Genomic DNA, 14299 nt, shown 5'->3' on the forward strand with positions numbered 1-14299 from the left:
GTCCAGGCCGATTACTGGGGGGGCCGTCGGGTCGGGGTCGGGGAGCCACCAGTTGATCGAGATGTTCGCCTGGTACCGGGGTGTGGCGCCTATCACCGGGGGTGAGACCTCGGACGTCTCCTCGGGACGAGCGGTGGCGGGCGGCGGTACCGGCGGAGCCGGGACGGTCGGACGGACGGGTCCCTCCGGCGGGTCGATCCCGCCGAAGGGCAGGTCGACGGCGAGGCGGGCGGGATAGCCGTCGGCGACGTCGCGGTACCGGGCCGTCAGGTCGTCGAAGGCCCGGGCGAGGCGGTCGTCTCGGTCGCGGTTGGGGACGAGCGCGCGTCCGGGCGGCAGGTCGCCGAGGACCTGCTCCAGCGCCTCGGCCGTGTGCCGCTCGACGACCTCGAGGGCGCCGGTGAACGCCGCCAGGCCGGTGGTGGTCGCGTGGATGCGGCGGAGCTTGTGCTGGGCGTGCGGGGAGGCCCGGTCGCTCCAGGCGTAGGCGAGCCGATGCGCCTGCGCGAACAGCGTGTCACCCAGGGCGTGCAAGGTCCTGGTGGCGGTGTACAGCTCCCGCGACGTGGCGTGGTGGGCCTCCCAGGCACGGGCCTCCTTCAGGGGACGCAACCACATCGCGATCTGCTGGGGCGTATAGCGTTCGGCGAACTCGGCCACCGGCCGGTCGCGGTGGATCGTCAGCTGCGTCATGACGGGTCGGCCCGCCGGTGGCACGTCCGTGCGCGCGGTGCTGGCCGGCGTCGGCTGGGGCGGCGCCGAGGTGCCGAGCCGCGGCCACACCGACCCGGTCGAGGACGGCTCCCGCTCCCACACCCCGGTGTGCGCGAGCGGGCCCAGGTACCTGCGGATCGCCTCCAGCGTCGCGGTCTCGGCCTGGTGGTAGTTCTCCGAGGTACGGGCGAGCCGAGCCACGACGTGCCACAGGTTGCGGTCGATCGCGCCGAGAACCGCGCCGGCGTTCCCGCGCGCCGACATGTAGAGCCCGTTGAGGGTCACCGCGGTGTGCCATGTGCCGAAGTACGCGGGCGCCTGCACGCCCACCGGCACCCTGGTCGCGTTGGACGCGTGCCAGACGCCGGCCAGCGTGCCGCGCTCGCCGGACAGGCCTCGGGTCACGTCGTCCATCTGCGCGGGCAGATGGACGATGTGGCCCGGCTGCGCGGTCAGCCCTGGCCAATCATGGCGGTATTCGAGCATCGCAGGGATTTCTCGGTCGGCGCCGACCACGGGGGCCACGCGAGTTGATCATTTCCGGGGGACAATGAAAGATCAGAGTACCTTAGGCACCCGTGGGACGAATGTGCCGCCCTGCACCTCTAGGATGCGTGCATGCCGATGCCTTTACTTCCGGCTGAACACGCCCTTGTGCAGCATATTGAATCCGGACAGATAACCGCTTTTGGGCCTAATGGGTTACATCAGGGTCAGGTGGGTGCCGGGGACGACGTCGTGCGCGCGGACGTCCTGCGTGACCTGCTGCTGGGGCGCAACGGCATGGAGCCGCCCCCGCAGCCAGGGGTGATCCTGAACGGCGTCCGGCTGGCGGGGGTTATGGACCTGCGAGGCATGGAATTGGGGGTCGGCCTTTTCCTGGAGGACTGCACGGTTCTGCAGCCGATCAAGGTCAGCCATGCCCGAATCCCCCGCCTGGTATTGACCCGTTCCAAGCTCGCCGGACTGGAGGCCAACGACGCGCGCATCGACAACGGCCTGGACGCCCGCGAGATCATTTGCACGGGACCGGTGGAACTGCACGGAACTCGCATCGGCGGGCAGACCAATTTCACCGGCGCCAGGATCAGCGCGAGCACCCGGGTCGCGCTGCTGGCCGACGATCTGCGCTCCGACGGAGACCTGCTGCTGCGCGCGAGCTTCCGCGGAGGAGGCGGCGCCGGGGCGGTGCGGCTGGTCGGCGCGACCGTCGAGGGCAACCTCGACCTGGTCGGCGCCGAGATCGCCGCCGACGGCGGGGCGGCGCTGCTGGCCGAGCGCGCCGACGTCGGCGGCAACCTGCTGCTGCGCGGGCTGCGGGCGCGCGGCCGCGGGGACGGCGGCCGATCGGACGCGGCCGAGGCCGCCGTGGTCGTGCTACGGGGAGCCACCGTGCGCGGCCAGCTCAGCCTGGAGGGCGCCGACCTGACCGGGGAGGGGATGTGCGCGCTGGCCGCCGAGGGCGTCCGGGCCGAGACGGACGTCTTCCTCACCCGCATGCGGGCCACCGGCGCCCATCCCGACGGTGTGGTGTGGTTCACCGGCGCCGAGATCGGGGGAAGCCTGGTCTGCGACGGCGCCACCGTGACCGGCGGCGCGGGAGGGCGCGCCGTCGACCTCCGCATGGTGACGCTCGGCCGCACGCTCAGCATGCGTCCCGACCTGGCCGGGACCTCCGGCCGCGACCTCGTCGCCCTCGACGGGCTCACCTACCGGATGGTCCCGCACGGCATGACGTGCGCCGAATGGATCGCCTTCCTGCGCGACAGGGCGTGCTACGCGGCGCAGCCCTACCGGCAGCTCGCCGACGTCTACACCGCCGCCGGATGGGACGACGACGCCCGCAAGGTGCTCATCGCCCAGCAGGACGACCTGCTGGCCGGCGGACGCGGCCTGTCGAGCGCCGAACGGCTGCGCCTGCGCGTCCTGCGGATCGTGCTCGGCTACGGCTACCAGACCTGGCGCGCCCTGGTCGGCCTGGCCCTGACCATCGTCGCGGCAGTGATCTTGACCATCATGGCGGCGCAGACGACCGATGCCGTCCAGGTGCCGCAGCGCCCCGGCGTTGCCCCCGCGACCGCGTCCGGAGAGGCCGCCTCGGGGCAGGGTGAGGACGGGCGGACACGCGACTGCCAATTCGTCGACCAGGTGGGACTGGGGATCGAACTGGCCATCCCGCTGCTGAACACGACGAGACGGACGCGGTGCAACCTCATCGCCACGTCCAGCGGAGAACAATGGATCGTGGCCGCCGGATGGGCACCCCAATTTCTGGGATGGGCGTTCGCCACACTATTCGTCGCAGGCTATACAAAGCTGATCCGTCCGGCCTGACGCGACTCTCCGGATTTGCAAGCTGCTTGGTGCGGCCGTTCCGGAGAGAGAACATGTCTGGGTTCGGAGTCCGGCCGCGATCTTGGGCGGAGCCGACCGAGGCGAGGGCTACAGGGCCTGACGAGGACGTCCTGGTGGAGTGAGCGGCCCGCAGGCGGAAAAATCCACGGCTTTTCGATGGCGTGCAGCGTTGGGGCGGGGTCGTGTGTCCTTGGGTGTTAGGAGGTGCATCGTGTCGGACAAGGAGCCGGCCCGGTTCGACGACTTCGTGTCGGCCCGGCTACCGGCGCTCTACCGATACGCCTGCGCGCTCACGGGCAACCGGCACGACGCCGAGGACCTCGTCCAGGAGGCCCTGACCAGGACGGGCGCCGGGTGGCGGCGGGTGCGGCGCAAGGACGATCCGGAGGGCTATGTCCGCATCACGATGGTGCGGCTCATGATCAACCGGAGGCGGCGCAACCGTGAGCAGTTGATGGCCGACCCGCCGGATCGGGCGGCCGACGACCAGCGGCTGGACGGCGTGACGGCGCTTGCCGCGACCCAGGCGGCGCTGGCCGGGCTGCCAAGGGGAATGCGGGCCGTGCTCATGCTGCGCTACGTCGACGGGTTCAGCGACGAGCAGATCGCCGATGTGCTCGGATGCAGCGCCGGCACGGTGCGCAGTCAGGCGTGCCGTGCGCTCGCCAAATTGCGGGCCGCCGCCGACACTCAGGAGGAGCCACATGGATGAGCTAGAGCGAAAGCTCGGGGAATTGCTCACCTCACCGTTCAAGGACGAATATCCGCCGGCGTCGCTGCGGAGCGAGATCCTGCGTCGCGCGGCGGCCAGGCGGCGGAGGGTGGCCGCCGGAACCGTGGCACTTGCGGCGGTCGCGGGCATTACTCCGGTCGCGGTCATGCAGGCCGTCCCGGAGCGGTCTCCGGTGGACGATCCCGCGACTGTGACGGCGACGTCAGGCCGGACGAACCTGAACGCCATGGTGGAGCCCGGCACCATCGTGAGGATCCCGAAAGATCTGCCGGGCAAATCGCCGTTCGAGGCGATGGCGCTGAACAAGGACGGCACAGTTCTCGGGGCTCCCCAAGCGGGCGACAGCGGTAATAGTCAACAGTCAACCGGGATTTGGCGTGCGGGCCCCCAAGGAGGTCTTCCCGCCCTCGTCACCGAGACCACGCCCGGAACACGCGCCTACCTCTGGGCAATGGCGGTCGGGGACGCAGGGTATCTGTGGCCAGACGGCGAGCGGCTTTCCTGCCGGGGGCCTGGCGGCCAGGGCCCGACCCGGACCCTCGATGCATCCTGGGGCGGACGAGAGCGATTCCTCGCCGACGGCCCGGCATTTGTCTGGGGCCGCGATGCCGGCGCATTGAATGTCGCGACTGCTTGTGATGGCGGCACACGAACCCATCGGGTCGGCGGAACGCTGGAAGCCTTCTCCTATCCGCATGCGATCGTGCGGGCGGGAGCCGACCTTCGGCAGGTCGACGTGCGCGACGGTGCCGTACACAACCTTGCCCGGCTGGGATCATCATCGGCGGACCTCGTCTTCGCGGCGAACTCGCATCTGGTCGCCTGGGCAGGCGGCGGAGCCCTCACGGTGCTCAACAGGGAAACGGGCGGCTCGCGTCAGATCCTTCGCGCGCTGCCGCACGCAGCGGACACCGCCTATGCGGGCCGGATCACCGCTGGTGACCGAATCGTCGTCTACACGGCCGCGCATCAAGACGAGGATGAGGCCGAGTCGGTCCTCTTCGACGTCCGGACCGGCCGTGAGGCCAGGCTCGACGGAGAAGCCTGGGCGGCAGGCGATTGGCTGTTGTGGCGGGAGGGCGCCGACTATCGGCTCGCCCGGGTGCATCCCTGACCGTCGTCGATGTGCGGTGGCCGAACGCCCCGCGCTGAGCGACTGCGAACTGCGCAACCCCCTGCCTCACGTCGTGGTCGGGGAAAGGCGGGCGGCGCGCAGGGCGGGTTGAGGCCGGCGAGTGCACCGATGAGCAGAGTGGCGGCGAGGCCGCCGCCGAGTGTCCACGGCGGGATCACGGGCGGCAGGTGCTGCGTGGTCGCGTACGCGGTCGTCACGACGGCCGCGGCGGCGGCACCGACCAGTCCTCCCAGGCCGGACAGCAGCAGCGACTCGGTCAGGAACTGCAGCCTGATCTGCCCGCGCGCGGCGCCGAGGGAGCGCCGCAGGCCGATCTCGCCGCGCCTTTCCAGCGCCGAGATCACCATCGTGTTCGCGACGCCGACGCCGCCCACCAGCAGCGCGATCGCGCCGAGCCCGAGCGGGAGGTCGGTGAAGGCGCCTGCCGCCGCGGCCTTGGCCGCCAGCCCGTCGGACGGACGGCTCACCGTGACCTCTCCGGGTTGCGCGGATCGGCGGTACGGGCCAGCATGCCGCGGACGTCCTCGACGGCGCCTCCCCGTACCCGCTCGTAGATCGTGGTCGGGTGGCCGTCGAAGCCGCGCAGCCGCTGCGCCATAGGCCAACCGACGAGGGCTGCGCGGTCCACGCCGGGGCGAGCGGCATGGTGTCCAGGAGGTCGGGACGGTGGCGCTGGGTGGCCTGGACGGCGGCCGTCCCGGACGTCGCCGTCAGCACGTCGAACCCGCTGTGCCCCAGGCTCACCGGCAGCAGTTCAAGGATGTCCGGCTCGTCCTCGACCACGAGCAGGCGTGCGGTCATGGCCCCACGGTGCCCGCCCTTCCTGAACGCCCACCGAAAGCCCCCTCTCCCGCATGCCGGAGGAGGTTGCGGCGTTGGGCTGCTGGAGCCTTGGTGCCCCGTGACGGGGTTGGCGGCGGTCCAGGAAGTAGCCTTGGCCGGTGTTCTCGGCTCAAGGTCCGTCTCTGCGTGAATTGGCGATCCACGCTCTGTCCTCGGTTGAGGGCGGTTATGACCTGCTCGCGCCCAAATTCGACCACACGCCGTTCCGCACCCCCGGCAGCCTGCTCGGCGCGACCGCGGATGCGCTGCGTCCGCTCGGGCCGTTCGGTGACGGGCTGGACGTGTGCTGCGGTACCGGCGCGGGAATGGACGTCCTCCAGCCCTTGTGCGAGGGCCGGATCTGCGGTGTCGATTTCAGCAGCGGAATGCTCGCGCAGGCGCGCGGCGCGCATCCGGACGCCGAGTGGGTCCGGGCGGACGTCCGGGCTCTGCCTTTCGACGAGGGCTTCGACCTGGCCGTCAGTTTCGGGGCGCTCGGACATTTCCTGCCCGCCGAACGGCCCGCGCTGTTCGCCGGGGTGTACCGCGCCTTGCGGCCCGGCGGGCTCTTCGCCTTCCCGCTCGGTGCGCCGCCGCCCATCGCCTCGGCTTGGTATTGGGCGCTGCTCGGATTCGACGTCGCCATGCGAATTCGCAATGCGGTGTGGCGTCCTCCGTTCGTCATGTACTACCGCACGTGTCCGCTGGGCGCCGTCCGCGACGACCTGACGGACGCCGGATTCACCGTGACGACCGCTCCCTTGGAGGCCATGGGGCAGCGTGCGGACGGGAGCGCGCGGTACAGGCTCGTCCTCGCCCACAAACCCGCGAACGCCAGTTGAGTCTTCCGCCGGACGTCTCGCGCGGCGACGTCCAGCGCATCGTTCTCAGGCGGCGGCGCCGAACCATTGGGGCAGGTGGTCGAGGAGGTCCTGCTGGTCGTCGCCGGCCCACGCCACGTGGCCGTCCGGACGCAGGAGCACGGCCGGGGCGTCCAGGTCGTCGCTGACGTCGACGACGTGGTCGACGCGTTCTGCCCACCCGGCCGCCGAGAGGCGTCCGGTCTGGTCCAGCAGCAGGCCGCGGCCCTCGTGCGTCAGTTCGTAGAGGCGGGCCCGCTTCAGCTCCACGTCCCGCATCCGGCGGCCGACGAGCGGGTTCTCGTCGCCGAGGTCGTACCGGACGCCGATCGCGATGATCTTCTCGACCAGGTACCGGTTCACCTCGGCGAAGTCCATCAGCTCCGACACGAGCCGCCGCACCGCCCGGGGGCCCGGCTCGTCGGACATCAGCTCGGTCTGCGCGCGGGTGTTGGCCAGCACGTCGGCCGCCACCGGGTGCCGTTCGGCGTGGTAGGTGTCCAGCAGCCCGTCCGGCGCCCAGCCGTTGACCTCGGCGGCCAGCTTCCAGCCGAGGTTGAACGCGTCCTGCACGCCGAGGTTGAGCCCCTGCCCGCCGAGCGGCGGGTGGACGTGCGCCGCGTCGCCGGCCAGGAGGACCCGGCCGACGCGGTACCGCTCGGCCTGCCGGGTGGCGTCGCCGAAGCGGGACAGCCAGCGCGGCGAGTGGACGCCGAAGTCGGTGCCGGCGTAGGCCCGGAGCTGCCGCTTGAACTCGTCCAGGGTCGGCGGCGTGCCGCGGTTCTCGGCCACGCCTTCGGCGGGCACGACGACGCGGAACGTCCCGGCCATCGGGCCGACGCCGAACCGCAGCTGGGTCTTGCGGACGTCCGCGACGACGGCGGCGATCTTCGCGGGGTCCTCGGTCGCCTCCATCTCGCCCAGCAGGGTCTCGGCCCTGGTGGGCTCGCCGGGGAACCCGACGCCGAGCGCCTTGCGCACCGTGCTGCGGCCGCCGTCGCAGCCGACGAGGTAGCGCGACCGCAGCCGGGTGCCGTCGGCCAGCTCGGCGGTGACCCCGTTATCGTCCTGGCTCAGCCCGACCAGCTCGCGGCCGCGGCGGATCTCGGCGCCCAGCTCGGTGGCGCGTTCCGTCAGGATGCAGTCGGTGACGGGCTGCGGGATGCCGAGGACGTAGGGATGCGAGGTGTCCAGCCGGTCGGGCGGAGGCTTGGGGATCGCGGCGAAGAAGCCGCCGATCGGTACCTTCCGGCCGTGCGCGAGGAACCGCTCCAGCAGGCCGCGCTGCTCCATCACCTCGATGCTGCGCACATGCAGGCCGAGCGCGCGGACGAACGGAGCCGGCTCGGCCTCCTTCTCCAGGACGAGCACGCGCACGCCGTGCAGCCGCAGTTCGCTCGCCAGCATCATTCCGGTCGGTCCGCCCCCGGCAATGATCACGTCAATCATGAACCGCCCATTCACTGAGGTCGTTTTCCGGCCGGGCCGCTCCGCGCACGCGCGTATTTCGCGAACCCCGGATTACTGCCGCGCCGGCCCCGGACGGAGATTCTGCGCCACGACCCGGGTCTTGCCGCAAGCCCCCCAATGCGCTATACATTGAAAGTGGCAGGGAGTTGCGGTCTCCCTGCCTTTTTTCGTGCGGTGCGGACGAGCGAGCCCATCGGCGAATGCAATGGCCGGTCGGTTTATGCCTTCAGCGCCTCAAGGATCGGCCCCACGACGGCCATCACGTCACGCCGCGCGGCGGACGTGTCCTCGGCGGCGCTGACCAGGAGGGCGGCCTCGTCCGCCACCGCGAGCAGCGCGTGGGCGAGCGCCTTGACCGGCAGGTCGCGGACCGTCCCCTCGGCCATCCCCTGGGCGAGGACGCCCTCGACCATGCCGAGGATGTGCTGCTGGCAGATCTCCCGCCAGCGGACCCAGCCGAGCACCGACGGCCCGTCGACCAAGAGAATGCGCTGCAGTTCCGGCTCCTCGCAGGCGTCGAGCCATGCCAGCAGGGCCCTGGTCATCATCTCGCCGAAGTCGCCATCGGGCGCCGTGGCCGCGGCGTCCCCCACCTGCCGTGCGGCCTCGCCTTCCAGCTCTTCGAGGACGGCGGTGAAGAGGCCGGTCTTGTCGTCGAAATGGTGGTAGAGCGCGCCACGGCTGACGTCCGCCTCACGGACGATCGCGTCGGTGCCGACACCGGCGAAGCCGTGCTCGGCGAAGAGCTTGCGGCCTGCGCGCACGAGGGCGGCCCGGGTGGTGGCCGAGCGGTCTGCTTGCGTTCGACGAGGTTGTTTCATACAGTCTGTCCGTAAGATACATGCACGTTGTATGTTACTTCATCAAAGGAGGTGGGCCGGATGGAGATGATCGATCTGCCCCACGGCACCGTAAGCTACCGGGCCGCCGGTCCGGAGGACGCCGCGTCCCCGCCGGTCGTCTTCGTCCACGGGTTCCTCGTCGACGGCTCGCTCTGGTCCGGCGTCGCGGACCTCCTGGCCGCCAAGGGCGTCCGGTCCTACGCCCCCGACTGGCCGCTCGGCTCGCACCGCGTGGCGCTGCCCGGCGCCGCCGACCAGTCGCCACGGGGCGTCGCCCGGCAGATCCTGGCGTTCCTCGAAGCACTCGACCTCACCGACGTCACCCTGGTCGGGAACGACACCGGCGGCGCGCTGTGCCAGTACGTCCTCGACACCGACCCGAGCCGCGTCGGCCGCCTGGTGCTCACCAACTGCGACGCCTTCGACACCTTCCCGCCCTTCCCCTTCAACGTGATCTTCAGGCTCCTCAAGGGCCCGCGCCGCCTCCTGTTCAACCTGCAGCCGATGAAGCTGCGCGCGTTCCGGCACTCGGTGCTCGGGTTCGGACTCCTCGCGCGGAAATTCGATCCGGCGCAATCCCGCTCATGGATCGAACCGTCGCTCACCGACGCGGGCGTGCGGTCGGACGCGGCGCGGTTCCTCCAGGCGGTCGATCCGAGCGAGCTGAACGACGTCTCGACGCGGCTCGCCGGTTTCCGCGGCCCCGTCCGGCTGGTCTGGGGCACCGCCGACCGGGCGTTCAAGCCTGCGCTCGGCAGGCGGCTGGCGGCAGCGTTCGGCGACGCCGAGTTCGTCGAGGTCCCCGAGGCCCGGACGTTCGTCTCGCTGGACGCCCCGCAAGCACTCGCCGACCAGATCGCCGACATCGCCAACGCCACCTCGTCACCGAAGGAGCCGACATGACCCGCGAGACGCCACGACGGAGCCTCGCCCAGGGGCCCTCTCGCCGCGCCCTGATCGCCGGCGGCACCGCCGCGGCCCTGGGGCTGGCCCTGCCGCAGACCGCCCGCGCCACGGGCGCCGCAGGTGCGAACGATCTGCGCGCCTGGCTGGACCGGCACGCGGTGCCGCTCCCCCGCCTCGACGCCGGAGGCCCGCTGGACGACCTGCGCATATTACGTCCCCTGATCGGCGACGCGCGCATCGCCGGGATCGGCGAACCGGTGCACGGCGCCCACACGGTGACCACGCTCAAGCACCGGGTGGCCCGCTTCCTCGTGGAACGGCTCGGCTTCCGGACGATCGCCTGGGAGGAGAGCTGGGCCGCCGGAGTCGCCATCGACCGGTACGTCACCACCGGCTCGGGCGACGCCGCCACGGTGGTCGGCGACGCGCTGTTCATGCTCCGCAGCCACGGCATCCTCGAATTGGTGACGTGGATGCGGGAGTTCAACGAGGGCCGTCCGCCGCACGACCGTGTGCGTTTCCTCGGCGCCGACATCCTGGAACTGCGGCCGGTCCTGTACGACGAGATCCGCGCGTACGTCAAGGACGTCGCGCCGCACCGGTACACCGAACTCGACGGCCACCTGACCGAGATCGCCATGCGCGGCGGGCCGCAGCAGCATCTCGTCTGGTACAACGACCCCGATTTCACCGACGAGCTCAAGCGCCCGTACATCGAGCACGCCCGCGCCGTCCTCGACCTGGTGCGCCGCGTGGGCCCCGGACGGTCGCCGGTCTCGTGGGACGACGCCGTCCAGCACGCGCAGGCCCTCGTCGGCTGGTACGAGTCCTACACCACCGCCGGTGACCGGCAGGACACCCGGGAGCGGTACATCGCCCGCTTCATCGAGACCTGGCGCCGCCGGACCGGCCACCGCATCGCCTACAGCGCCGCCAACGCCCACACCGCAGGCGTCGAGGAGCAGGTGATCTCGTTCCCCGATGAGTATCCGGGGCCGGACGTCACCCGGCGGCGGATGGCCGGCGGGATCCTGCGCCGCGTCCACGGACGGCGCTACCGCTCGATCGCCACCGTCTTCGACCACGGCGACGTCCTCACCGGCTGGGAGAGGGGCGGCCCGAGCGTCTACACCATGCCGTCCCCGCACGAGTCGTTCATCGATCGCGACCTCGGCACGGCGCGCCTACCCGACTACTTGGTCGACCTGCGGCACGGCGCCCCGCCGCCGGTCCGGCGCCGCCTCGACGGGCCCGCCAAGCTGCGGACCGTGAGCGCCCACTACGTCCCCGAGAAGGACGCCGAGTACTACCACACGGTCGACTCGCTGTCCGGCGCGTTCGACGCGATCCTGCACATCGACCGGATCACCCCGACCCGCCTCCTGAACGCCCCTCCCTCTTGATCAGGGACGTCTCCTAGAGGCGTCCAGCCGCTTGTCCGTGCCGCGCTCGACCAGATTTCCAGGGCGAGCGCGGCGATCTCCATCCGGTTTGGTCGCCGGGGTTGGCGGAGGCGCGGCAGGTGGGTCTCAACGATCCGCAGATCGCGGAGACCCGCCGCCGAACGGACGGCCGCCCGAACGGACGGCCGCCCGGACGGACGGCCGCCCGGACGCACGGCCGTGAGTTCCGCGAATCCGCAGGAAGTGGGCGCTCGACCAGAAGCGTTCTGCGGGCTCCGGGGTTCGGTGATCAGGTCGCGGGCTCGCTGGGCCATCCTTGTCGGTATGAAGGTGATCGTTGTCGGAGCGACCGGAACCGTGGGACGCGCTGTCGTGAGCGCCCTGGAACCGGCCCACGAGGTGGTGCGGGCTTCCCGCCGCGGACCGATCCGTGTCGACCTTGAGGACCCGCGTTCGCTGGACGCCCTCTTCACAGCAGTGCCCGATGCCGATGCCGTGGTCTGCTGCGCCGCCAGCGGCCCATTGGTGCCGTTGGAGTCGGTAACGGACGAAGAGTTCGTCCAAGGGCTGCAAGGCAAGCTTCTAGGACAGGTCGCCCTGGCGCGGCGGGCGCTGCGTCACCTGCGTGACGGAGGCTCGATCACGCTCACCGCGGGCACCTTCGCGACTCCGCTGGCCGGTGGTTCGTTGGTCGCTCTGGTCAACTCTGGCCTGGAGGGCTTCGTTCGCAACGCCGCCGAGGAGCTTCCCCGCCGACTTCGCATGAACGTCATCAGCCCGGGCTGGGTTCGCGAAACTCTCGAAAACTTGGGAATGGACGGGTCGTCCGGCACACCGGCCGCCGACGTGGCTCGCGCCTACGTCGAGGCAATCGAAGGAACCGCTCAAGGCCAAACGATCGTCCCGTAATGGTGAGAGCCGTTCAGTCGATTCCGCCCAGGAAGGTCTTGGTTTCGGGGTCGATTTCGAGGTAGTACCTGAGCCAGGCCCTCTGGTACTCCTCCCTGGAAATCGAGCCGTTTCCGTCGGTGTCCATGTCGGCTGCGGCCTGGCGTGCCTCGTCCGGGGCGAGGCCGGCGTTCTCGAAGAACGTCTGGAGTTCGGCCAGGTCGACCCGTCCGTCGTCGTCGGTGTCGATGACCGCGAACTCCGCGTCGGCCGCGTTCGCGATGCTCTCGCTGAAGAGCGGTCCGGCGCTCATTCCACCGGCCATCGCGTTGATGAATTCTTCGCGCGTGACGCGTCCATCAGAGTCGGTGTCGGCATAGTGGGTGACGACCTCCCAGAAGCGCCGATACGCGGCGTGAAGCGCCTGGCTCTGGTCGGAGTCGACGGAAATGTTCCCGGCCTGCACGACGCCACTGGCCAGCGCGGACAGATCGTCTGCCTCGATCGCTCCGTTCTGGTTGGTGTCGAAAAGGTCGAAGGTACGGCCGTATCGGAACGCCGCACTGTCGCTCATGTGAGCTCCTCCCGAGGTCCTCTGTGCTGGACGCAGAACGTCACCGTAGCCTTACACACGGTGCCTGGCACCTAGCGGAGCGTGGTCCAGGCCCTAGCTGTGGATGGACATTCGCACTACCTCGGCTCCCACCGCCCTCGGGGGACGCGTCGCGGCTACTACGGTTGTAGCAGGTCCGTTAGTGTCGGGTGGGACGACCCAACGAGCGGAGGAACCAATGCCTTTGTGGGACAAGCTGCGCGAGTCGATCCCGACCCTGCAGACGCAGCTGCTCAGTAGGAAGAACGATCTGAAGAGCGGGGCGTTCCGGGACGCGAGCATGGCGATGTGCGCCCTGGTCGCCGCCGCCGACGGCAGCGTCGACCCGACCGAGCGGCAGAAGACCGCGTCCCTCATCGCGAGCAACGAGGTGCTGAAGAACTTCCCGGCGGACGACCTGCAGCGCCGCTTCAACGACAACGTGTCCAAGCTGACCGCGGACTTCGACTTCGGCAAGGTGGCCGTCCTGCAGGACATCGGCAAGGCCAAGAAGAAGCCCACCGAGGCACGCGCCGTGATCCAGATCGGCATCATCATCGGCGGCGCGGACGGAAACTTCGACAACTCCGAAAAGGCCATCGTCCGCGAGGCCTGCCACACCCTCGGCCTGGACCCGTCCGAATTCGAACTCTGACCCCCGCCGCCTGCCTCACCTGCTCACCCCCGGCCAGACCCAACGCCCCACCGGCCTCGTCCCCACCACAGAGGCCTGACCGCGCGACAACTGCTTGACCGTGCCACGGGCGAGCGGCCATGTCTCGGGGCGCACGTCCACGCCCTGGGGCGGCTGCTCCCCGCGCGGAGCACGTCACCGCGCGACGGAGCGCCCCGCCGCACGCCAACCGCACGCCGGAGCGCCCCGCCGCACGCCCAACCGCACGCCGGACGGCTAACCGCGCGATAGGCGGCTGACTATTCGACGCCAGCTCACCGCAAAGTAGGCGTCTCGCTATGCGAAAGGGGATGGCCCTGTAACGCGCGACCAACCGTGCCGTGGGCAATCGGCCCCGCCCTTAGGCGGACGGCCGAGCCCCGGCGCTTGCCCATGCCGGTCACGTCACCGTGCGACAGGGCCTCTTGTTGTGTCACGGCGCGGCCGACTATTCGATGTCGGCTCACCGCACATTAGGCGTCTCACTGCGCGACAAAACGGAAGGCCGCGCCATGCGCGACTAACCGTGCTGTGGGCGGACGGCCGAACCCCGGCGGCTGCCCATGACGGGCACGTCACTGCGCGATGGGGCGTCTCGTCGTGTGGCGGGGCGGATGGCTGGGCGGCGTGGGCGGGTGGACGTGGCTCTTTGGAGCGGCTTGCCGCGTGGTGGGTCGGTGGGCGCGCGGCGGACGGGTGCGGCGTGGTCGGTCGCGGTGAGCGTTGCGTTAGCGGAGGGCTAGGAGGGCCAGGAGGCAGGAGATGGCGGCCTGGTCGAGTTGGAGGGTGGCGGCTGTGAGTGAGCTGGTGACGAAGCCGTTGCCCATGAACAGGAGCGGGCCGGTGACCGTGTTCCTGTCCGGAGGCGTGCCGAGGAGCGCCTCGACGCGTTGGACGACGCCGGAC

Annotated in this window: 14 protein-coding genes; 8 read left to right on the forward strand and 6 right to left on the reverse strand. The window is 70.6% G+C overall.

The window, feature by feature from the left end; genetic code table 11:
- The coding region (locus E1287_RS36950; protein WP_207934682.1) for a hypothetical protein at positions 1-1239 on the reverse strand (1239 nt) is incomplete at its 3' end.
- 192 nt (positions 1240-1431) lie between these two features.
- Here E1287_RS36950 and E1287_RS36955 point away from each other — a divergent pair.
- From E1287_RS36955 to E1287_RS36965, 3 genes are all read left to right on the forward strand, one after another.
- A complete protein-coding gene (locus E1287_RS36955; protein WP_131969937.1) occupies positions 1432-3048 on the forward strand; it encodes a hypothetical protein in 1617 nt (538 codons plus the stop codon).
- A gap of 232 nt (positions 3049-3280) precedes the next feature.
- Positions 3281-3781, forward strand: a complete 501-nt coding sequence (locus E1287_RS36960; RefSeq protein WP_207934683.1) for a SigE family RNA polymerase sigma factor — start codon at positions 3281-3283, stop codon at positions 3779-3781.
- Positions 3774-4916, forward strand: coding sequence for a hypothetical protein (locus tag E1287_RS36965; protein WP_131969938.1), 1143 nt, complete (start codon positions 3774-3776; stop codon positions 4914-4916). The genes E1287_RS36960 and E1287_RS36965 overlap by 8 nt, the downstream gene beginning before the upstream one ends.
- On the opposite strand, the gene E1287_RS46060 is transcribed toward E1287_RS36965, so the two are convergent.
- A complete protein-coding gene (locus E1287_RS46060; protein ID WP_243719694.1) occupies positions 4889-5404 on the reverse strand; it encodes an ABC transporter permease in 516 nt (171 codons plus the stop codon). The two genes, E1287_RS36965 and E1287_RS46060, sit on opposite strands and share 28 nt — an antisense overlap.
- The gene (locus E1287_RS46475) at positions 5401-5535 is read right to left on the reverse strand and encodes a hypothetical protein (RefSeq protein WP_279508288.1); all 135 of its coding nucleotides are present in this window, start codon (positions 5533-5535) and stop codon (positions 5401-5403) included. Before E1287_RS46475 ends, E1287_RS46060 begins: the two co-directional genes overlap by 4 nt.
- Before the next feature lie 376 nt (positions 5536-5911).
- Between E1287_RS46475 and E1287_RS36975 the strand changes: the two genes are divergently transcribed.
- Complete coding sequence (locus E1287_RS36975; RefSeq protein ID WP_243719695.1) at positions 5912-6601, forward strand: class I SAM-dependent methyltransferase; 690 nt, start codon at positions 5912-5914, stop codon at positions 6599-6601.
- A gap of 45 nt (positions 6602-6646) precedes the next feature.
- Here E1287_RS36975 and rox read toward each other — a convergent pair whose 3' ends face one another.
- Both rox and E1287_RS36985 read right to left on the reverse strand, forming a co-directional pair.
- Entirely contained in the window at positions 6647-8068 is a 1422-nt protein-coding gene (rox, locus tag E1287_RS36980; RefSeq protein ID WP_131969940.1) for a rifampin monooxygenase, read from the reverse strand.
- 239 nt (positions 8069-8307) lie between these two features.
- Positions 8308-8853, reverse strand: a complete 546-nt coding sequence (locus tag E1287_RS36985; RefSeq protein WP_207934684.1) for a TetR/AcrR family transcriptional regulator — start codon at positions 8851-8853, stop codon at positions 8308-8310.
- Positions 8854-8970: 117 nt separating this feature from the next.
- Here E1287_RS36985 and E1287_RS36990 point away from each other — a divergent pair, with 117 nt between their 5' ends.
- The 3 genes from E1287_RS36990 (at position 8971) to E1287_RS37000 (ending at position 12149) form a co-directional block, all read left to right on the forward strand.
- The gene (locus tag E1287_RS36990) at positions 8971-9834 is read left to right on the forward strand and encodes an alpha/beta hydrolase (RefSeq protein WP_131969942.1); all 864 of its coding nucleotides are present in this window, start codon (positions 8971-8973) and stop codon (positions 9832-9834) included.
- Entirely contained in the window at positions 9831-11240 is a 1410-nt protein-coding gene (locus tag E1287_RS36995; protein ID WP_131969943.1) for an erythromycin esterase family protein, read from the forward strand. The genes E1287_RS36990 and E1287_RS36995 overlap by 4 nt, the downstream gene beginning before the upstream one ends.
- Positions 11241-11564: 324 nt before the next feature.
- The gene (locus E1287_RS37000) at positions 11565-12149 is read left to right on the forward strand and encodes a short chain dehydrogenase (RefSeq protein ID WP_131969944.1); all 585 of its coding nucleotides are present in this window, start codon (positions 11565-11567) and stop codon (positions 12147-12149) included.
- A gap of 13 nt (positions 12150-12162) precedes the next feature.
- On the opposite strand, the gene E1287_RS37005 is transcribed toward E1287_RS37000, so the two are convergent.
- Positions 12163-12702: an EF-hand domain-containing protein gene (locus tag E1287_RS37005; RefSeq protein ID WP_131969945.1), complete on the reverse strand. Its 540-nt coding sequence runs from the start codon at positions 12700-12702 to the stop codon at positions 12163-12165.
- A 217-nt stretch (positions 12703-12919) separates the two neighbouring features.
- Here E1287_RS37005 and E1287_RS37010 point away from each other — a divergent pair, with 217 nt between their 5' ends.
- Positions 12920-13375, forward strand: coding sequence for a TerB family tellurite resistance protein (locus E1287_RS37010; protein WP_131969946.1), 456 nt, complete (start codon positions 12920-12922; stop codon positions 13373-13375).
- Positions 13376-14299: the final 924 nt, after the last annotated feature.

It is taken from the genome of Actinomadura sp. KC06, assembly GCF_004348735.1.
Lineage (GTDB): Bacteria > Actinomycetota > Actinomycetes > Streptosporangiales > Streptosporangiaceae > Spirillospora.